The organism is Marinarcus sediminis (SeqCode) (assembly GCF_048571275.1).
GTDB classification, from domain to species: domain Bacteria; phylum Campylobacterota; class Campylobacteria; order Campylobacterales; family Arcobacteraceae; genus Marinarcus; species Marinarcus sediminis.
The window spans coordinates 2,524,363-2,544,506 of the sequence record NZ_CP182357.1; the positions used below are offsets into that span (position 1 = coordinate 2,524,363).

Below are 20,144 nucleotides of genomic sequence, written 5' to 3' on the forward strand. Positions count from 1 at the left end.
TTTTTAACCATCTCCTTTATGCTATAATAAACTCCTACATTATTGAAACTTAGGAAAACAAAATGCCAAAATTTATTACTCTTTTTATTCCCATACTCACCCTTGTATTCACAGGCTGTTTTAATGAAAACAATCAACAAACAACATTTTATGGTAATGTCGATTTAAGAACCGTTTCATTGGGATTTCGAGTTTCAGGGAAAGTCGAAAAGCTCTATTTTGATGAAGGGCAAAAGGTGAAAAAAGGTGATTTGATTGCCCAATTGGATGACTCTCTTTATGTTCAAGAACTCAACAATATCCTAGCCCAAATCAATATGCAAAAAGCGCAAGTTCAAAAACTTGAAAATGGCTATAGAAAAGAGGAAGTCAGCAAAGCACAAGCTTCCTTTGAACAAAGTGCCGTCACCTTAAAGAAAAGAACCAAAGATTTAAAACGTTACGAAAAACTTCTTGAAACAAACTCTGTTTCAAAACAAAACTTTGATGACATTAAATTGATTTTTGACAATGCCCAAGCACAATATGATTATGCAAAAAGCAATTTAGATCAGATGAAAAATGGTTATTTAAAAGAAGATATTCAAACAGCAAAAGCACAATTAACTGCTTTAATTGCACAAAAAGAAGAAGCCAAAATTCATTTAAAAGACACCAAGCTTTATGCTCCCAACGATGGCGTTATTTTAACGCGTGCTTATGAGACAGGCTCAATCATTGCTCAAGGAGCACCCATTGTTGAAATGGCCATAGAAGAAGATTATTGGATACGAAGTTACATTGATGAAAAATATTTAGGGCACATTCAACCCAATATGAGAGCAAACGTTTTCACAGACTCACGACCACAAAAAGCCTACACAGCAGTTGTCAGTTTTATCTCTCCTCAAGCAGAATTTACCCCAAAAAGCGTTCAAACACAAGAGTTAAGAACTCAATTGGTGTATCGTATGAGACTCATTTTAAAAGAGCATGATAACTTAATACGACAAGGCATGCCAGTGACCATTGAGTTTGAACATCTCAGTAGTAAAGACCGTTAAGATATGTCTTTGGTTATTGCCAAACAAATTACAAAATCATTCAATAACATTCCTGCCATTTCCAAACTCGATTTGGAGATAAAAGAGGGAAAAATTACTGGTTTAGTAGGACCTGATGGGGCAGGGAAAACCACGCTCATTCGGCTAATGACAGGCTTAATGGATGCCAATGAGGGAGAGTTGTGGGTTTTAAACCACGCATTGCCTCAAGATGCCAATGAAGTACAAAACAAAATTGGTTATATGCCTCAAAAATTTGGTTTGTATGAAGATTTGACCGTATTGGAAAATCTCACTTTATATGCCAACTTACAATCCCTTCCAAAAAATGATCACAAAAGCAGAATCGATGAGTTATTAAAATTTATCAATTTGGTTGAATTTCAATCTTTTTTAGCACGCGATTTATCTGGAGGCATGAAACAAAAACTGGGTCTTGCTTGTGCATTAATTAAAAAACCCAAACTTTTGCTTTTAGATGAACCTGGCGTTGGAGTCGATCCCATATCCAGAAAAGAGTTATGGTCTATTGTCAATGAATTGGTCAAAGAAAACGTAGGTGTGGTCTGGAGTACTGCTTATTTAGATGAAGCAGCCCTGTGTGATGAAGTCATACTTCTGAATGAAGGGGAAATCTTATTTCAAGGCTTACCCCATGAGTTGAGTCAAACCATGAAAGGGAAGGTTTTTAAACTCGTGGGCAATATAAAAGATAAACGACACACCCTACGTTTGGCTTTAAAGTATGACAACATCACAGACGGCGTAATTTTGGGAAACAGCATCAAACTCATTTGCCAAAACAGAGCAGATTTGCCCTCATTAAAAGATATTCAAGCACAAGAGTGCACTTATGAAGATATGGAGCCAAATTTTGAAGATGGTTTTATTCATATTTTAAAAGGCAATTTTAATGGCGAATCACTTTTGGCAAAACAGATGGGGAAATTGGAACAAAATGAAGGCACATTAATTGAAGCTTCTCATTTAAGTAAAACCTTTGGAACATTTAAAGCCACCGATGATGTAAACTTTAAAATCAAACGAGGTGAAATCTTTGGTTTTTTAGGACCCAATGGAGCGGGAAAATCAACCACATTTAAAATGTTGTGTGGCTTGGTACAACCAAGCAGTGGAGAAGCACATGTTTTAGGCTTGAGTCTACAGACCTCTTCATATAAAGCTCGCAGTAAAATTGGCTACATGTCTCAAAAATTTTCACTCTATGGCGATATTTCTGTTGTTGAGAATCTCAAGTTTTTTGCAGGTGTTTATGGTTTAAAAGGGAAAGAAAAAAAAGAAAAAATAGCCAATATGATTCAAATATTTGAATTGGAAAAATATAAAAAAATAGCATCAAAAAGTTTACCTTTAGGATATAAACAACGACTCTCTTTAGCTTGTGCTGTCATGCATGACCCCGTGGTGCTTTTTTTAGATGAACCCACTTCTGGCATTGATCCTTTAACAAGAAGGGAGTTTTGGAATCACATTTATGCCATGGTTCAAAAAGGAATGACCATTATGGTTACAACACACTTCATGGATGAAGCAGAGTATTGTGACCGAATTGCTTTGATTTATAAAGGCAAAGCCATTGCTTTAGATACACCACATAACCTCATCAATCAAATTGGCAAGAATGCTACCATGGAAGATACGTTTATTGAACTCATAAAAAGAGAAGAGAATGAAACTAAGTAGTCAACGATTTTGTGCTTTGTTTATCAAAGAGAGTTTACAAATTATTCGTGACCCCAGTGCATTAATTATTGCTTTTATCTTGCCTTTAATGTTACTTTTTTTAATGGGTTATGCCATTTCATTGGATTCCAAACACATTCCGCTTGGTTTGGTCATTGAAAAAAACTCTCACCATACTCAAAGTTTAATGAAAGCTTTTCAAAGCAGTGAAAGTTTTGATGTACAAATAGCCAATGACAGAAGAGCCTTTATGAAACAGTTGCAAGAAGGAAAACTCAGAGCCATGATTATAGTTCCAGCGAGTTTTGATAAAGATATTTTAAAAGGCACCCCACAACTTCAAATTATCACCGATGGAAGTGAACCCAGCATTGCTGGATTTGTCAATAAATACAGTTTGGGTTTATGGCAAAATTGGCTTGAATTTGAAAAACTCTCCACAAAAAGTGTCATTGAGATACAAACACGCTATTGGTTTAATGCCCCACTTTTAAGCAGTTATTTTTTACTCCCAGGTTCCATTGCCATTATTTTAACTCTCATTGGTACTCTTTTAACTGCACTTGTGGTTGCAAGAGAGTGGGAAAGAGGCACAATGGAAGCCATTATGTCAACACCAATTACTATCTTAGAACTGCTTTTGGGAAAACTGTTGCCCTATTTTGTTTTGGGGTTGTTCTCTTTGCTGATTTGTGTACTGATTACCCTGTTTTGGTTTGATATTCCCTACCGAGGTTCCTATTTTATGCTTTTTTTAACCTCATCTGTTTATTTAATTCCTTCTTTAAGTTTGGGACTACTCATTTCCACACTGGCAAAAAACCAATTTGTTGCAGCACAAATGGCGTTGATTATAGGCTTTTTACCTGCTATGATTCTCTCTGGTTTTATTTTCCAAATAAGCAGTATGCCCGAGTGGTTACAGTTTTTAACCCATATTATACCCGCGAGATATTTTATCACTGTTCTTCAAACACTCTTTTTAACAGGTGATATTTATGAAGTCATTGTGCCCAATGTCATTTGGATGTTAAGCATTGGAATTGTTTTATTTATCATAGTATTTCTCATTACCAAAAAGAAGTTAAGCGCATGATACAGCAACTATTATCACTTATTAGAAAAGAATTTTTAGCCATTTGGAGCGACAAACGATCCCGTATTGTCATTATTATACCTCCCCTCATACAACTTATTTTATTCTCATTTGCGGTGACCATGGAAGTTAAAAACATCAATATTGGTGTGTTAGACCAAGACAATTCAACCCAAAGTCAAGAACTCATACGTTCTTTAAAAGACAGTGACCGTTTCAGGGAAGTTTTGTATTTAAGAAGTTATGCCGATTTGGAAGAAAAAATTGATACCCAACAAATTTTGGTGGGCATTGAAATTGCTCAAAACTTTTCTGCTTCACTGAATAAAAGTGAACCAGCACCCATTGGTATTATTGCAGATGGACGAAAATCAACCAGTGCTCAAATTGCAGTAGGTTATATTCAAATGAGCATCAATAATACATTTTCTAAGAATAAAGAGTCTCTCATTGTTCGCAATTGGTATAACCCCAATTTAGAAAATTTCTGGTGGGTTCTTCCCAATTTAGTGGGAAGTTTAACCATGCTGATTGCTTTAATTTTAACGTCATTATCCGTTGCCAGAGAACGGGAATTGGGAACATTTGAACAACTGTTGGTTGCTCCTTTAAGCCCAAGCATTTTAATTATTGGGAAAACAATTCCACCTATGATAATCAGTATTGTGGAAGCTGCCATTATTTTTCTTTGCGCCATCACTTTTTTTGGTGTGCCTTTTATTGGCTCAATTGCCATATTGACTCTTGCTATTTGTGCTTTTGTTTTTTCCATTGTAGGATTTGGACTGTTTATCTCCTCTATCTCATCCACTCAACAACAAGGAATACTTGGAGCCTTTATTCTTCTTGTGCCCTCAATTTTGATGTCAGGTTTTGCAACGCCCATTGAAAACATGCCAAGTTGGTTAATCCCTTTTACAGATTTAATTGCATTAAAGTATTTTCTCATACTCCTAAAAGGTGTTTTTTTAAAAGATATTTCATGGGAGATTGCATTATGGGAAATCTTTCCAATGATTGTATTGGGGTGCATTACGCTTATTATTGCAACATGGTTTTTTAAAAAGAGAGTCACTTAACATAAGCGTACATAAAGTTGTATACTCTTATGTTACTCTTTTATCTCTAATCGTGTGGGGTAGCGTGGAATTAAAAAAGATAACCCTAACGATAACACGGCAATGCTTGCACCTATGACAAAAACCAACGAAGGAGAGCTTAACCATACAAGGCCTAAAACAAAAGGCAAAAATACAGCGGCTATATGATTAATTGTAAAACTCACCGCACTCGTACTTGAAATATCTTTGGGATCGGCTATTTTTTGAAAATAGGTTTTTAAAGCAATGGCCATAGCAAACAACAAATGGTCGAGAATATAAAGCACAAAGGCAATGTAAATATTATCAACATAGGCATAACTGATGAATATAATAATTAACCCAATATACTCTAATTTTAACGCACTGCTTTCACCAAACTTAGTGATAAATCTTCCAATCGCAGGGGCAAAATAGATATTTAAAATGGCATTCACAAAAAGCAATACCACCATATTGTGTACATCCACACCAAATTTTTCAACCAATAAAAACCCTGCAAAAACCACAAAAATTTGTCGTCGTGCTCCACTTAGAAAAGTCAATACATAATAGAGCCAATACTCTTTTTTAAACACCAATTTTTTCTCTTGGATGACATCATCTTTAAAGTGTTGAAATCCTATCCATGCAATAACACCAATAAGAGCAGTTAATCCACCAAACATAAGGTAGACATCTTTATACTCTAAAGCATAATACCCCATAAAGATATAGATAAAAGCATACACCACAATGCCAGAAATTGATTTTGCTGCACTGATTTTTCCTAAAATAATTGGAGCTTTATCTTTTTCAAGCCATTGAAGTGAGAGTGATTGGTTCAGTGTTTCAAGATAGTGAAAGCCAAGCGACATAATCACGGTAGTTGTGTACAATCCCAATGCATTGGGGAAATAGCCTGTTAAAGCCGTACCCAAACCTAAAAGTATCATGGATACATAAGCCAAACGTTGTTGTACAATTAAATATAACAACAAAATTACCGTAAAGGCAAGAAGTCCAGGAATCTCTCTTAAACTTTGTAAAATCCCTATTTGGCCTCCATCAAATTGTGCCTTTTCAATAACAAAATTATTAAGTAACGACGTCCATGTTGCAAAAGACAAAGGCATGGCAATGGCAAAAATATAGAGCAATACCACTCTTGAATGGAAAAACCGTTGTATCAAAATATTACCCCTGCAATTGCTTTAAGTGCCAATAGAGACAATAAAACTTTTAAAACCATCACAAACTTTTTACCATCAACTTTATCTCGCAATTTTATTCCGGCATAACTCCCTGCAACTGCCCCACAAATCATAAATGTGAGTACACCAATATAATCAAAAAAAACAAAACCAAAAAAGATAAAAACAATCACTTTAAAAATATGCGTAATGCTCATTAAAGCAGCTCCCGTTGCAACCACTTTGTCTTTATCTTTATAATCTTTTAACAACAGTGCCATAGTCAAAGGGCCAGTTGCACCTACCACCATGGAAAGACCCGTTTGAAAAAACCCCGCTACGACATAATTTTCGTATCGCTTAATTTTTTCATTAAATCGTTCACTCCACAATGACAATAAAATATAAACACCAATAAACAAAGGAACATACGCTAAAGAGATGTAAAATAGAATCGAAGAAAAAAGTGCAATTCCCAATACAGAACCCAATAAAAACTTTGGCAGAACTTCCCATTGAACATCTTTATATCCAAAGACCGCTCGACTGAAATTGCTTGACATTTGGGTTAAACCATGCACTGGGATGAGTGCATTTACAGGCAAAAAGCCAGGCAATATTGCAATAAGCATCATGCCTCCACCTACACCAACTATGCCAGCAACTGTAGATGTCATAAAAGCCAATACGCCTAAAATAATCTCCAAATACATAACAACAAAACTCCTATTGTGCTAAGATACACTCATTAATTCTTTTATTCAACTGCGCATAGTTAACTGCTTCTTTATGACAAGATTGGTTTTGATTAACATTTAGTATATCCACTTGAATGTTTTGAATCTCCACACGGTATGAATTTAATCTGTCGTATCGGAAATCTTTTTTATTTATCTCGTAAAGAATGGCTTTATTCTTCTTATCAATGCACATTTTATAAGTTGGTTTTGAAATATATTCACTTAAGTCAGTCATGTTTTGACTCTCAAAACAGTATGGTTTCTCTCGTTCCAAACTCTTTTTTGACAAATAGATGCCATATTGTGTTTTAAAACTTTTGAGTGCTGTTGTATTGCCATTTTTTTTAACATAAAAATTGGCATCCAAATGTATGCTGTAACTTTTATATTGTCCCGCATTCAGATTCAAAGATAAGAGAATAATCGTTATTATTATTTTTACAGTACTATTCATTTGGGATTATACAAAAGAACATAGTAAAGTTTCTTTAAATTAACAGCTTAAATGTTCAGACTAATTTTGACAGCATCATTCACGCATTCACCTTTATATACGTTTAGTCCGTTTTTCAATCCACTATTGAGCATTGCTTCTTCTAAGCCCAAAGAGGCAAGCATAAGACCATATTTTAAGGTTATTTTATTGAGTGCTTGAGAAGAAGTCATAGGAACACATCCTGGCATATTGGCAACACAATAGTGAATTACATCATTCACCACATACGTTGGTTTAGTGTGTGTTGTTGGTTTTGAGGTTTCAAAACAACCCCCTTGATCAATTGATACATCCACAATGACACTGTTTTTTTTCATCAATTTTAACTCATCTTTGGTAATAAGTTTTGGTGCACTTGCCCCTTGAATTAAAACAGCACCAATGACCAAATCAGCATCTTTTATGCTCTCTAAAACAGTCTCTTTGTTTAAAATTTTTGTGTGAATCTTTTTTTCATATTTTTGTTTTAATAGGTCTAATTTCTCTTGTGTTGGACTAAGTACCGTAACTCTTGCACCAAATCCAATGGCAATTTTACACGCATTTTTACCTACTGTTCCAGCGCCTAAAATGACCACGTTGGCTTTTTTTACACCACGAACTCCACCTAAAAGTATGCCTTTACCGCCAAACGTTTTTTCCAGGTATTTGGCTCCCTCTTGTACAGAGAGTTTGCCTGCAATTTCACTCATGGGCATCAAACAAGGCAACTCACCTTTTTTGTTGGTAATGGTTTCATAAGCAACTGCACTGACTCTTCGCTTCATCAACTCTAAAGTCAACTCTTTATTTGCTGCAAGATGTAAATAGGTATATAAAATTTGATTCTCTTTAAGCAATTTATACTCAGAAGGAATTGGCTCTTTGACTTTTATAATCATATTTGCAATCGCATAAATTTCTTCAATGGAAGATACAATTTTACACCCTACTTCAATGTAATCGTTGTCTTCAAAACCTGAACCAACCCCTGCACCAGCTTGAATATAGACAACATGATTTCGTTTTATATATTGCTTAGCACTTTTGGGTGTTAAACCAACGCGATACTCTTGTTCTTTAATCTCTTTAGGAACACCTATTATCATCTTAATTCCTTTAATTAGTTCAATCATTATAACAACTTTTCCAAAAATATATGTATAATAAATAAGTTACAAATTAATAACAAAGAGGTGTATGATGCTAAAACAACTCTATTATATTCACGATCCCATGTGCTCTTGGTGTTATGCTTTTAAAAAAACTTTTGATGAACTTATTTCAAACTTACCAAATGACATTGAAGTCATTTATGTGTGTGGTGGTTTGGCGCAACACACCACGGAAATTATGCCTAAGGCACAACAAGAAAAAATCAAATCTATCTGGGAACAAATCGAAAAAGAGCTCGGGGTAAAATTTAATTACGATTTTTGGACAAAATGCCAACCCAAACGTGCAACCTATTTGGCGTGTCAAGCACTCATTTTAGCCAGAAAAGTGAATAAAGAAGCAGAAATGATTGCCGCCATTCAACAAGCGTATTACCAAAAAGCCATGAACCCTTCGGAAGAAGAAACCCTCATTAAACTCGCTTCGCAAATTGACTTGGATAAAGAAAAATTCACCAAAGAGTTAAATACCCAAGCGACTCAAAAACTTTTAGAAGAAGATTTTAATTTACGACGAAACCTTAATGTAAAAGCTTTTCCCACACTGATTTTAAAATATAAAAAAGAGGCCTACCCCATTAATATTGATTTTAAAAACAGTGGTAAAATGCTGGAGCAAATCACAAATTTGAGTGAAAACACTTATTTTTAAAACCCTCGTAAAAAGTGTGGACGTAACATTGACTGGTTATGTTCTGCTGCTTCTAAAATATCCAATAAAGCATTTTTATCTTTGGGCAAAGTGCCTTTAAGTGGCAGTGCATTGGAAGCATGATTTGAACGAAAAATAATGGGTTTTTGGGGATTAAGTAAACCTATAAATCTTTTTTGTTCTTCTAACATATCTTGATCCGTGCAGAAAATAAAGGGTTGGTTTTTCTCTTCAAAGCGTTTGAAAAAATTATCCTCTTTGGTGTTGCTAATACCTAATTGCAGTGTGGAAAGACAGTTAATATGTTCACACGCATTAATCAACTTTGCCGTATCATTGATGTGTTGATTTGATAAATTTTTTCCACCTAGGCCCAAAATTACCGTAGCAGAAATTTTCATATTGGCTTGGGTGGCTTTATTCAAACCTTCAACTATTTTTTCTGGTTTCATGGGTTTATTGATATATTTAAGTAAGGCATGATTGCCACTTTCAATGCCATAATAGATCAAACTTAAACCATTTTCTCTTAAAAGGTCAAGCTCCTCTTGTGTTTTTTCTAAAAGGTTGTATGGACTGGCATAAGAAGAGACTCTTTGAAGTTTTGGAAAACTTTTTTTAAGATAGCGTAAAATTTCGATTAAAAATGAACTCTCACACGCTAAAGCATCCCCATCGGCTAAAAAGACTCTTCTTTCATCATCATAACGCGACAATAAATCAATCTCTTTAAATATGTCACTCAATGCTCTGCGTGTAAACTTTTTGGTTTCATACATCGAACAAAAACTGCATTGGTTATAACTGCATCCTAAGGTAATTTGCAAAATTAAAGAGTTTGCTTCAGCAGGTGGTCGAAAAAGTGGTTCATTGTAATTAATCATTAATCTTTCCTCGCTATAATAAAATTAAACTATAGTAAACAGTTGCTTAACTTTATTATAATGACAAAATACTATAATACACCCATAATTATAAAAGGAATATTTTTACCCCATGAACAGCATTGATTACTTTTTTGGACGACTTATCAGATTCAGTATACTCTTTTTTATTCTCTACATGATTTTTACAAATTTTGGAACATTTTTAATTGTAATTACCGTATTTATTATCTTAGGATACTATTTCATTTATAAAAAAATACAAAAAATAAGAGAACAACAAAGCCATTTCCAGTTTCACTTTAACGCAAAAGATTTTCAACAAGGCGCACAAGGTTTCAGATTTGAAGATTTTCAAAACTTCCAAAGTGGGAACTTCCAAGCCCAGCCACAATTTGGGGAAGTACAAAAAGCAAAAGAGTTTTTCGGATTTACACACTCCCCTACCAAAGAGGAGATTAAAAAAAGGTACAAAGAGCTTGCAAGAAAATATCACCCCGATATTAACAACCAAGGCGATGCTTTAATGAAAGATTTAAATCACTACCGAGATGTTTTAATGAGTACCGTTTCATAAAGTGTGTAAAAATTTACACACTTTTTGTTTCAAATGCTTCAGCTATGGCATACAACTCTTCTGACCAAAGTTCATCGTTTAATCCATCTTCATCGGCAATACTGTCTGCAAGGGCAGTTAATTCATCGGTATTTTTAGATACTTCTATGCCTTTTTTATACACTTCTATCGCCCAATCTTTGTCATCTATCATATCTTTATTGCATAAACTCTCTGCAACACAATAAAAATCATAGGCAGTTTGTGCTTTTTCAATGACCTCTTTGTAAATCTCCATTGCCATTTCTCTGTCATAAAACTTGCTGCTTTTAGTCGCTAAATCATCGGCCAAACTTCTTAAATCTCGAAGTATCGTAATTTGAGTAATGGCTGTTTGTATAAGCTTTTTTGCCCAAACGGTATCATTGTATCCCGCTTTTTTACCTACATGAAATGCCAAGTCTCGATAATCTCTCCATGTTTGTACCTGCTTAAAAGACTCTTCAAAAAGTGCTTGGGCTAAATCCAAATTGTTGTAGTAAGCATCTGTAGTAAATCGATCTGCCCACAAATTAAAATTGATGCCTTGTTTTAAATCACTTAATATGGCATTGATGTTTTCATGTTCGATGTATGTGGAATTGATCTCTTCATAAAGTTCGCTGTCAATCATTTTTGTCCCTTCATTTATAGATGTATATCATCATATAAAAAAAGGGAAGCACTCCTAAGAAGCTTCCCTTTTTATATAAATCATAAATAAAACTTTTACCTATGCTATCACTGAATCAGTGAACGTTTTGTTATGATATTCTAACAATACTAAGAATGGTAAACCTTTGTCATTTACACCTCCAAATTGTTTGCGCTAATGAAATTATACCATCTTTTCAGGTTAAGTCTTGCTTAATTTTTTTAGAAATGTTGATTTTATCCTCTTCCATAAAACGGCAAAATAACCAAAATATTAAGCTTCTATAGAGGGCTATATTTGTTATAATCCTCAAATGGAATTATCAGAAAAACTCAAACAACTTCCCAATGAATCTGGGGTTTATCAATATTTTGACAAAGAGGGGCATTTGCTTTATGTAGGCAAAGCAAAAGTTCTTAAAAACAGAGTCAAATCCTATTTTAAATTTACTCCTACTTTAGCTCCTGCTGATAAATTGGGTTTGAGAATCTATAAAATGATTACAGAAGTGGCCTCTTTAGAGTGGATTATTGTGCCCAATGAACACGATGCCCTTATTTTAGAGAACTCCTTGATAAAACAACTCAAACCAAAATACAATATTCTCCTACGTGATGACAAAACTTACCCTTATATCTATATTGATTTAAGTGAAGATTTTCCCCGACTTGAAATTACCAGAAAGGTGTTAAAAGGTTCAAATATTAAATATTTTGGTCCCTATTCAACGGGGGCAAGAGACATCTTGGACTCTATTTATGAGATTGTTCCTTTGGTTCAAAAGAAAACCTGCATTAAAGGAAAAACTGCGTGTTTATTTCACCAAATAAAAAAGTGTCATGCCCCTTGTGAAGGTAAAATAACCATTCAAGCGTACAAAGAGATTGTCAATGAAGCCTTAGAGTATATTTATAACAAAAGCAAACTGCTGATCAAACTCAATGAAAAAATGCAAGAGTATTCTAACGATTTCAGATTTGAAGAGGCAATGAACTTAAGAGATCGAATTAAAACCATTGAAAAATCTCAAATCAAAACCGGTATGGACTTAGCGACTAATGAAAACCTTGACCTTTTTGCCATTAAAACAAATGCCAAAAAAGCAGTCGTTGTTCGTATGTTTATTCGAGATGGAAAGCTCGCTTCTTCCAACCATAACTTTATTAAACTGGACTTTTTAGAAGATAACAGCGAGATAGAACTCGATGAAGCCTACCAAAGAGCCATGGTCAATTACTATACCAATGAAATTCCAGTTTTACCCAAAGAGATTTTAATTGCACAAGACCTTGAAGAGAAAGAGAATTTAGAAGCATTTTTAACAGAACGGTTTTCTAAAAAAATTCCTATTTTAAATCCAAAAGTGGGAAAGAAAAAAGAGTTAATGCAAATTGCACTAAATAATTGTGAGGAACTGTTACGACTGGAGAGTTCAAAAAACAACACTACCATTTATGAAGAGCTGCAAAAACTTTTCCAATTGCAAAGAGTACCTGCCAGAGTTGAGAGTTTCGACAACTCACATATGATGGGGCAAGCAACGGTTGGTGCGATGGTTATTTGGGAAGACGGTTTTGTAAAATCCGATTTCAGACACTACAACTTAGAAGCATTGGATGAGTATGCTCAAATGCATGAGATGTTAAAACGCCGTGTAGAGAGTTTCCAAACCAATCCTGCACCCGATTTATGGATAATTGATGGTGGCTTAACGCTTCTAAAATTGGCCTATAATATCGTAGAGTCTGTGGGAGTCAATATTGATATCATTGCCATAGCCAAAGAGAAAATAGATGCAAAAGCACACCGAGCTAAGGGAAAAGCCAAAGACATTCTTCACTATAAAGAGGCGAATGGCTTTAAAGAGTTAAAACTCAGTTCCAGTGATCAACGGCTGCAATTTGTACAACGACAAAGAGATGAAGCACACCGTTTTGTCATTGCTTTTCATAAAAAACAAAAAAGAAAAGAGGACAAACAGATATCCCTTCTACAACTGCATGGCATCGGTGAAGCAAAAGTCAAAAAATTGCTTTTATATTTTGGTACTTTTGAAGAGATAAAACGTGCAAAAGTTGAAACACTCAAAGAGGTTTTAAACGAAAAAGATGCTATTGTTTTATTTAACCATTTTACATCAAATAAAAATTAAAACTTTGGAAAAACTTTGGCAAAAATATTAATAAGTAAATCACATCTTATTCACAACTTATCACTTATTGAAGAAAAACTTCAAGACAAAAATAAAATTGCAGTGGTTTTAAAAGATAATGCATATGGACATGGAATTGTTGAAATTGGAAAAATTTGCAGTGAATTTGGTGTCAAAAACGCGGTGGTACAAAGTGTTGATGAAGCACAGCAAGTTGTGACTTTTTTTGACAATATCTTAATATTAGCTGATACTACACCCCATAGTTATTCACATACTTTTCACATCACAATTAATTGTCTAAAAGATATAAAAACCATACAAAAAAATACTAAAGTACAGCTTAAAGTCGATACAGGTATGCACAGAAATGGAATTTCTATAAATGAACTAGAAGAGGCTATTTTAGGGATTTGTGAACAAAAATTAGTACTAACTGGAGTCTTTACACATCACAGAAGTGCCGATGAAATCAGCTCTGTTTATTTTTGGCAAAAAATGAATTTTAATGCCGTAAAAAGTGAAGTAAAAAGGATATGTGAAAAACTTTCTCTACCTCTTCCTCTCTTCCACAGCTGCAACTCCTCGGCTCTTTTTAGAGACAATAATTTCAGTGATGATATGGCCAGAGTGGGTATTGCATTGTATGGTTATTTAGACACCGATAATGCGTTTAATAATCCAAAATTAAAACCTGTTATGTCATTGTTTGCCAATAAAATTGCCACTCGAAAACTTTACAAAAATCAATGTGTTGGTTATGGGGGAAGCTATAAAGCAGAAAATGACATGGAAATTTCAACCTATAATGTAGGATATGGTGATGGATTTTTAAGACTTGATGGTAACGATGACTACAAAACACCCGATGGATTTAAAGTCTTAGGGAAAGTCTCTATGGATAACCTATCTTTAAACAGTACGCAAGATGAAGTCTGTATTTTTAATGACGTGACTTCACTTGCTAAAATTCATAATACCATCACCTATGAAATATTGTGTTCACTCAAATCCCATATTACAAGAGAGGTCATAGAATAAAATGAAAATCCTATTTTTACTTTGCATCATCACTGCTGTTTTTGCCAAAGATATTGTAGGCTCTTTATATAAAGAAAATGAATTTTTTGAAAAAGGGAAAAAGTATTACCAACAAAGAAACTACTCTATGGCTTTTGAATACTTTTCTAAAGCCAGTGACATGGGAAATCAAAAAGCATACTATAACTTAGGGGTGCTTTATGGAAATAAATATTTTAATAAAAAAGATTATGCAAAGTCTTACGAAATCTTTTATGAACTGGCTCAAAAAGGGTATGCTCCTGCACAAAACAAAGTGGGAATGTATTTGACCCTTGGATTGAGTGTGGAAAAAGATTACAAAGAAGCCGTTAAATGGTATGAAAAAGCGTCAAAACAGAACTTTATCACAGCACAGTGCAATTTGGCTTTCATGTACGCATCAGGGAAAGGAGTTTTCCCTAACTTAGGACGTGCCCACGTTTTTGCTAAAACAGGGTATGAACAAGGCAATCCTATTTGTGTGAAAGCATGGAACGATTTTCATTTGGAAAAATATGCAGAAGATAAAGGGTTTAAATTTAACTTCTACACCAAACCTTAGGCAATTTCCCCTTCTAAAAAAACAATATTTTCGTTTTTTAAAAACTCTTCAAATGCCACATAAACTCTTTTAACCAAAGCTTCATCTTCACCTACAATGGATAGTACGGTTTCTCGTTTTTCCCCTTTTATTCGAGGAAGTGATGAAATTTCAACTTCGTTGGAATACGTTTTCATTAAAGGAATAATGGCATTCTCCCCCGTGTAAATTGTCATTGTCTTTCTGTATTTTTTACATACATTCTCTTTAAAATAGCAATTCAACGCTTGTAAAACCATGGCTTGAGACATGGAAGGGAAACCGGGAGTAAAAAAGAATCGATCTTCTAAATAAAAGCCCGGCACATTATTGACCACATTATCTAAAAGCTTTGCACCAATAGGCAGATTTGACATCTCAATTCGATGAGGAAATGTCTCTTCGCCAAATTGATTGATGATTAACTCTTTTGCCACTTCGTTGTAGTGCATTTTACCATGAGTAAATGCTTTAGCCGCAACTTTTCTGGTAAAATCATCGGGCGTTGCACCAATGCCACCAAAACAGAACATCACACTGTGGGGGTCTTGTTGGATTAAATTAAACACATCTTCCATAAAAATAGGATCATCTTTGATCACAAAACTGGCTTTTTGTTCATAGCCTCTTTTTAGAAGTTCACTGTTCAAAAATGCAAAATGGGCATCTTTACGACGCCCATTTAATAACTCTGTGCCAATAATTACACTGTAAAAGTTGGGTTGATTGTTCATTGGAATGGACTAAATTCTTGATTGAATATACGCATCCATTTCGTCAACAATTTCATCAATCGTTCTTTCACCATTGATTTTTTTCAAAATGTTTTTCGCCCCATAAAATGTTTGAATCTCTTCTAAAGGCTCTAAAAATACGCTCATTCTGTTTTTAAATACTTGAACATTGTCATCCGCACCTCTTGCACGACCCAATACTCTGTCACACGCCACTTCTTCAGATACTTCAACTTCAATCACATCAACCAATTCTACTTCGTCTTCGTTCATTAAGTATCTGTCTAATTCCATCATTTGCTCACCACTTCTTGGATAACCGTCAATCACAACGACTTTAGTAGGTGCATTTTTAATGGCATTTACAATGGTTTCAATAACAATATCAATAGGAACCAAGTTTCCTTTGCTCACATATGAGTCAATTAATTTTCCTCGCTCACTTCCACTTGCAACTTCAGCTCGGAACATATCACCTGTTGAGTAGTGTGTGATACTTTCATGTCTTGCAGCAATTAGCTCTGCATCTGTTGTTTTACCACTTCCTGGAGCTCCGATAATTAAAAAAAGTTTTTTCATGATTTTACCTTATTCGTTTTCTATTTTCAAAAAAGAGTAAAATTATAGCCAATTTCATCTTTTATAACTATTTGTTCACTCTTTTGAAGTTTTACGGTTCTCTTAACCGTTGAAGTTATCGAACTTCTTATTTTTATAAGCATCTTTCGTAATGACAATATCTTTTTGTTTCTCTTTGCGTTTGGTATCTTTTTCCACATAGATTTTTTTGCGAGTTATGGGATCCATTTCGGTGTAATACATCACAGCTGAATACGTTGATGGGGTAGGAGTAAAAATTTGTGCTTGTTCAGGATTCATCTTTAACTCATGTGTCGTAAACTGTTTTAACGCATGCATATCTTTCTCTTCACATCCTGGGTGGGCAGCAATTAAATAGTAGGTTAAAAATTGATTTTTCCCCGCTTCCTTATTGAGTTGGTCATATAAGCGTTTAAAATCGACCAATGATTGTTTCCCCGGTTTTCCCATGAGTTTTAAGACTCTGTCACTGGTGTGTTCTGGGGCTACTTTCATTTGACCCGAGATATGGTGATTGACCAACTCTTTTAAATACTCATAGCCATGTTTTTTATCTGCAGTTATCACATCGTAACGAATCCCAGAAGCCACAAATGCTTTTTTAATGCCAGGAACTTGTCTGATATCTTTTAAGAGTTTTAAGTGTCTGGAATGGTCTACTTTCATTACTTTACATAAACGGTCATAATCGACACATCGAATGTCGTCGCACGTCCCTTTTTTAAGTTTCTTTCCACACTCATAACCATACATATTGGCCGTTGGTCCACCTACATCAGAGATAATGCCTTTAAAATCTTTATACATCGTAAACTCTTTGGCCTCTTCTAAAATGGATTGTTCGCTTCGTGTTCGAATGGTGCGTCCTTGATGCACACCAATGGCACAAAAATTACACTCACCCCAACAACCATGATGCGTTTGAATAGAGAATTTTATGGTCTCTAAACACTTCACTTTCCCTTGTGAACGATGAAAAGGGTGAAGTTCTCTTTGGTGAGGCAGTTTTGCAATTGCATCCATCTCTTTTTCATCCAAATAATCGCACGGGGGATTTTGAATCGAGTATCGAGTATCAATTTGTTGGCATAATCCTTTAGCATTGATAGGATCATTGTTTTGATAAAAGGCATCAAAGAGATCAATGTATCTCTCTTTGTTATCCAAACACGCTTGATGTGAAGGGAGTTGAATATAGTCCGCTTTAGGCTCTTTAGAGATATAACACACCCCGCGTACCTCTTGAGGATTTGCTCCATCACGTAACGCTGCACTGAACTCTTTGATGGCAATTTCACCCATACCATAAATCAAATAATCGGCTTTGGCATCAAATAAGATGGGTTTTCGCAGTTTGTTTGACCAATAATCATAGTGAGTCACTCTTCGTAAACTCGCTTCTATACCACCTAAAACAATGGGAACAGTATTTTTAAAATGTTTTCGTATTAAATTGGTATAAACTAACGTGGCACGGTCAGGCCGTTTATCGTTTTTGCCATCAGGCGTATAATCATCTGAATTTCTGAATTTTTTGGTTGCCGTGTAGTTGGAAACCATCGAATCAATGCTTCCACCACTGACTCCCCAATAGAGTTTGGGTTCCCCCAAACGCATGATGTCATCACTGAGTACATCTGGTTGTCCAATGATGCCTACTTTATACCCTTGGGCTTCAAGCATTCTTCCAACAACAGCCACTCCAATAAAAGGGGAATCAATATACGCATCACCCGTTACAAGGATAACATCACACTGTTCCCAGCCCAATTTATTAAGTTCTTCTTTGGTTGTTGGTAAAAACATTACTCTTCTTTATTTTTTTGGTATTTTGCCACAATACGATTTAACCTATTCTATAATTTTTAAACTACTCATAGAAATATAACAATAAAAAAAGGCAAGAGTTTCCTCTTGCCTTTTCAACTCTCTTTTTTGACAATTAAACGTCAGCTTGTTGTCTGATTCTTAAACTCAACTCTTTTAATTGTTCATTGTCCACACTGCTTGGTGCTTGTGTCATCAAACATTGTGCTCTTTGTGTTTTAGGGAAAGCAATAACATCTCGAATAGAGTCTGTTCCAGCAAGTAACATGATCATTCTGTCTAATCCCAATGCAAATCCACCGTGTGGAGGTGCACCAAATTGTAAAGCATCCAATAAGAAACCAAATTTTTCTTTGGCTTCTTCTTCTTTAATCCCCATTAAAGAGAAGACTTCATTTTGAATTTGCTCTTTATGAATTCTGATACTTCCACCACCAAGCTCTGTACCATTAAGTACAATATCATACGCAATCGATTCAATCTCTTCAATGTTCTCTTTGTTTAAATCTTTTGGCATTGTAAAGGGATGGTGAAGGGCTTTGATTTTCCCCTCTTCTACTTCAAACATTGGGAAATCTACAACCCATAAAAATTCAAATGTATCTTCTGGAATGATGTTCATTTCAGCGGCTAAAAAGAGTCTGAATCGTCCCATATAATCACAAACCACTTTTTTGTGCCCTGCTCCAAAGAATACCACATCTCCAATTTCAAGCTCAGTTACGTTAATAATCTCTTCTAAATCTGCTTCACTAAAGAATTTGGTCAATGGTCCTTTTAAACCATCTTCTTTCATTTGAAAATACCCTAACCCTTGAGCTCCAAATTTTCTTACATAATCTTCAAACCCTTTCATTTGTCGTTTTGAGAAAATGTTATCTCCATTGGTTACTTTAATCGCTTTAATTCTGTTGTGAGCTTTGTCTTTGGCAATTTCAGCAAAAATTTCATTGCTGCTTCGTGCAAAAATATCAATCACATCTACTAATGGCATACCAAATCTTAAATCGGGTTTATCGCTTCCATATTGTTCCATTGCTTGTGCGTAAGTCATTCTAGGAAAAGTTGTAGGAACCGTTTTACCACAGGCTGTAAATGTATCGTGAATCAATTTTTCAGCAACTTTAATCACATCTTCTTGTGTACAAAAAGACATTTCAACATCGATTTGTGTAAATTCTGGTTGTCTGTCAGCTCTTAAATCTTCATCTCTGAAACATTTTGCAATTTGAAAATATTTATCAAATCCAGAGACCATTAAAAGTTGTTTAAAAAGTTGTGGCGATTGTGGAAGTGCGTAAAATTGTCCACCATGAACTCTTGAAGGCACCAAATAATCTCTTGCACCTTCTGGAGTTGATTTTGTTAAAATGGGTGTTTCTACATCTAAGAAATCCATCTCATTCAAACAGTTTCTAATGGCAATATTGGCCGTACTTCTGAGTTTAAAAATATCATATGATCGTTTTGTTCTGAGTTCTAAAAATCTGTTTTTAAGTCTGATTTCTTCATTTACTTTAGGATCACCTAAGTCAAATGGCATTGGTTTTGATCGGTTTTCAATGATTAAATTTTCAATCACAATTTCAATTTTACCCGTAACCAAATTTGGATTTTCCAATCCTTCACCTCTGGCTCTGACTTTTCCTGTTGCAATTAATACGTATTCATCTCTGACTTTTTCGGCTGTGTTTAAAGCTTCTTGATTATCTTGAGGATCAGCGACCAGTTGAACAATTCCGCCTTTATCTCTTAAGTCTATAAAAATAATTCCACCGTGGTCTCGTCTGCTGTTTACCCAACCAGCGACAGTTACAGTCTCACCTATGTTTTTTTCGGTGACTTCAGTACAATAATGAGTTCTCAATTTTAGCTCCGTCGTTTTAAATATCCGCGAT

At 34.8% G+C, this 20,144-nt stretch carries 19 protein-coding genes; 9 read left to right on the forward strand and 10 right to left on the reverse strand.

The window, feature by feature from the left end:
• Window positions 1-62: 62 nt before the first annotated feature.
• From ACNI3C_RS12540 to ACNI3C_RS12555, 4 genes are read left to right on the forward strand one after another with little or no spacing between them, the layout of a single operon-like run.
• Complete coding sequence (locus ACNI3C_RS12540; protein ID WP_419770148.1) at window positions 63-1,043, forward strand: HlyD family secretion protein; 981 nt, start codon at window positions 63-65, stop codon at window positions 1,041-1,043.
• A 3-nt stretch (window positions 1,044-1,046) separates the two neighbouring features.
• The gene (locus ACNI3C_RS12545; RefSeq protein ID WP_419770149.1) at window positions 1,047-2,747 is read left to right on the forward strand and encodes an ATP-binding cassette domain-containing protein; all 1,701 of its coding nucleotides are present in this window, start codon (window positions 1,047-1,049) and stop codon (window positions 2,745-2,747) included.
• Window positions 2,734-3,843, forward strand: coding sequence for an ABC transporter permease (locus ACNI3C_RS12550; protein WP_419770150.1), 1,110 nt, complete (start codon window positions 2,734-2,736; stop codon window positions 3,841-3,843). Before ACNI3C_RS12545 ends, ACNI3C_RS12550 begins: the two co-directional genes overlap by 14 nt.
• A complete protein-coding gene (locus ACNI3C_RS12555) occupies window positions 3,840-4,922 on the forward strand; it encodes an ABC transporter permease (protein WP_419770151.1) in 1,083 nt (360 codons plus the stop codon). The genes ACNI3C_RS12550 and ACNI3C_RS12555 overlap by 4 nt, the downstream gene beginning before the upstream one ends.
• Window positions 4,923-4,954: 32 nt before the next feature.
• Here the strand turns inward: ACNI3C_RS12555 and ACNI3C_RS12560 are convergent, their stop codons facing one another.
• The 4 genes from ACNI3C_RS12560 to ald are packed head-to-tail and all read right to left on the reverse strand — an operon-like array spanning window position 4,955 to window position 8,439.
• The gene (locus ACNI3C_RS12560) at window positions 4,955-6,115 is read right to left on the reverse strand and encodes an MFS transporter (RefSeq protein WP_419770152.1); all 1,161 of its coding nucleotides are present in this window, start codon (window positions 6,113-6,115) and stop codon (window positions 4,955-4,957) included.
• The gene (locus ACNI3C_RS12565) at window positions 6,112-6,828 is read right to left on the reverse strand and encodes a TSUP family transporter (protein WP_419770153.1); all 717 of its coding nucleotides are present in this window, start codon (window positions 6,826-6,828) and stop codon (window positions 6,112-6,114) included. Before ACNI3C_RS12565 ends, ACNI3C_RS12560 begins: the two co-directional genes overlap by 4 nt.
• Window positions 6,829-6,841: 13 nt before the next feature.
• Window positions 6,842-7,309: a hypothetical protein gene (locus tag ACNI3C_RS12570; RefSeq protein WP_419770154.1), complete on the reverse strand. Its 468-nt coding sequence runs from the start codon at window positions 7,307-7,309 to the stop codon at window positions 6,842-6,844.
• Between the two features lie 47 nt (window positions 7,310-7,356).
• Window positions 7,357-8,439, reverse strand: coding sequence for an alanine dehydrogenase (gene ald / locus ACNI3C_RS12575; protein ID WP_419770155.1), 1,083 nt, complete (start codon window positions 8,437-8,439; stop codon window positions 7,357-7,359).
• Between the two features lie 91 nt (window positions 8,440-8,530).
• On the opposite strand from ald, the gene ACNI3C_RS12580 reads away from it, so the two are divergent.
• Entirely contained in the window at window positions 8,531-9,157 is a 627-nt protein-coding gene (locus ACNI3C_RS12580) for a DsbA family protein (RefSeq protein WP_419770156.1), read from the forward strand.
• Here the strand turns inward: ACNI3C_RS12580 and ACNI3C_RS12585 are convergent.
• Complete coding sequence (locus tag ACNI3C_RS12585) at window positions 9,154-10,041, reverse strand: radical SAM protein (RefSeq protein WP_419770157.1); 888 nt, start codon at window positions 10,039-10,041, stop codon at window positions 9,154-9,156. The genes ACNI3C_RS12580 and ACNI3C_RS12585 overlap by 4 nt on opposite strands.
• A 112-nt stretch (window positions 10,042-10,153) precedes the next feature.
• Here ACNI3C_RS12585 and ACNI3C_RS12590 point away from each other — a divergent pair, with 112 nt between their 5' ends.
• Window positions 10,154-10,618 carry a J domain-containing protein gene (locus ACNI3C_RS12590; RefSeq protein WP_419770158.1) on the forward strand — a complete coding sequence of 155 codons (465 nt, stop codon included), beginning with the start codon at window positions 10,154-10,156 and terminating at the stop codon, window positions 10,616-10,618.
• 13 nt (window positions 10,619-10,631) lie between these two features.
• Here ACNI3C_RS12590 and ACNI3C_RS12595 read toward each other — a convergent pair whose 3' ends face one another.
• Complete coding sequence (locus ACNI3C_RS12595) at window positions 10,632-11,270, reverse strand: hypothetical protein (RefSeq protein ID WP_419770159.1); 639 nt, start codon at window positions 11,268-11,270, stop codon at window positions 10,632-10,634.
• Window positions 11,271-11,604: 334 nt separating this feature from the next.
• Between ACNI3C_RS12595 and uvrC the strand changes: the two genes are divergently transcribed.
• Genes uvrC through ACNI3C_RS12610 form a run of 3 tightly spaced genes read left to right on the forward strand, consistent with a single transcriptional unit; the run spans window position 11,605 to window position 15,067 of the window.
• Window positions 11,605-13,443: an excinuclease ABC subunit UvrC gene (gene uvrC, locus ACNI3C_RS12600; RefSeq protein WP_419770160.1), complete on the forward strand. Its 1,839-nt coding sequence runs from the start codon at window positions 11,605-11,607 to the stop codon at window positions 13,441-13,443.
• 15 nt (window positions 13,444-13,458) lie between these two features.
• Window positions 13,459-14,484, forward strand: coding sequence for an alanine racemase (locus ACNI3C_RS12605; RefSeq protein WP_419770161.1), 1,026 nt, complete (start codon window positions 13,459-13,461; stop codon window positions 14,482-14,484).
• 1 nt (window position 14,485) lies between these two features.
• Window positions 14,486-15,067, forward strand: a complete 582-nt coding sequence (locus ACNI3C_RS12610) for a tetratricopeptide repeat protein (protein WP_419770162.1) — start codon at window positions 14,486-14,488, stop codon at window positions 15,065-15,067.
• On the opposite strand, the gene ACNI3C_RS12615 is transcribed toward ACNI3C_RS12610, so the two are convergent.
• From ACNI3C_RS12615 to aspS, 4 genes are all read right to left on the reverse strand, one after another.
• A complete protein-coding gene (locus tag ACNI3C_RS12615) occupies window positions 15,064-15,819 on the reverse strand; it encodes a competence/damage-inducible protein A (protein WP_419770163.1) in 756 nt (251 codons plus the stop codon). The genes ACNI3C_RS12610 and ACNI3C_RS12615 overlap by 4 nt on opposite strands.
• 9 nt (window positions 15,820-15,828) lie before the next feature.
• Window positions 15,829-16,398, reverse strand: a complete 570-nt coding sequence (locus ACNI3C_RS12620) for an adenylate kinase (RefSeq protein ID WP_419770164.1) — start codon at window positions 16,396-16,398, stop codon at window positions 15,829-15,831.
• 102 nt (window positions 16,399-16,500) lie between these two features.
• Complete coding sequence (locus tag ACNI3C_RS12625) at window positions 16,501-18,225, reverse strand: YgiQ family radical SAM protein (protein WP_419770165.1); 1,725 nt, start codon at window positions 18,223-18,225, stop codon at window positions 16,501-16,503.
• 136 nt (window positions 18,226-18,361) lie between these two features.
• The gene (aspS, locus tag ACNI3C_RS12630; RefSeq protein WP_419770166.1) at window positions 18,362-20,113 is read right to left on the reverse strand and encodes an aspartate--tRNA ligase; all 1,752 of its coding nucleotides are present in this window, start codon (window positions 20,111-20,113) and stop codon (window positions 18,362-18,364) included.
• Window positions 20,114-20,144: the final 31 nt, after the last annotated feature.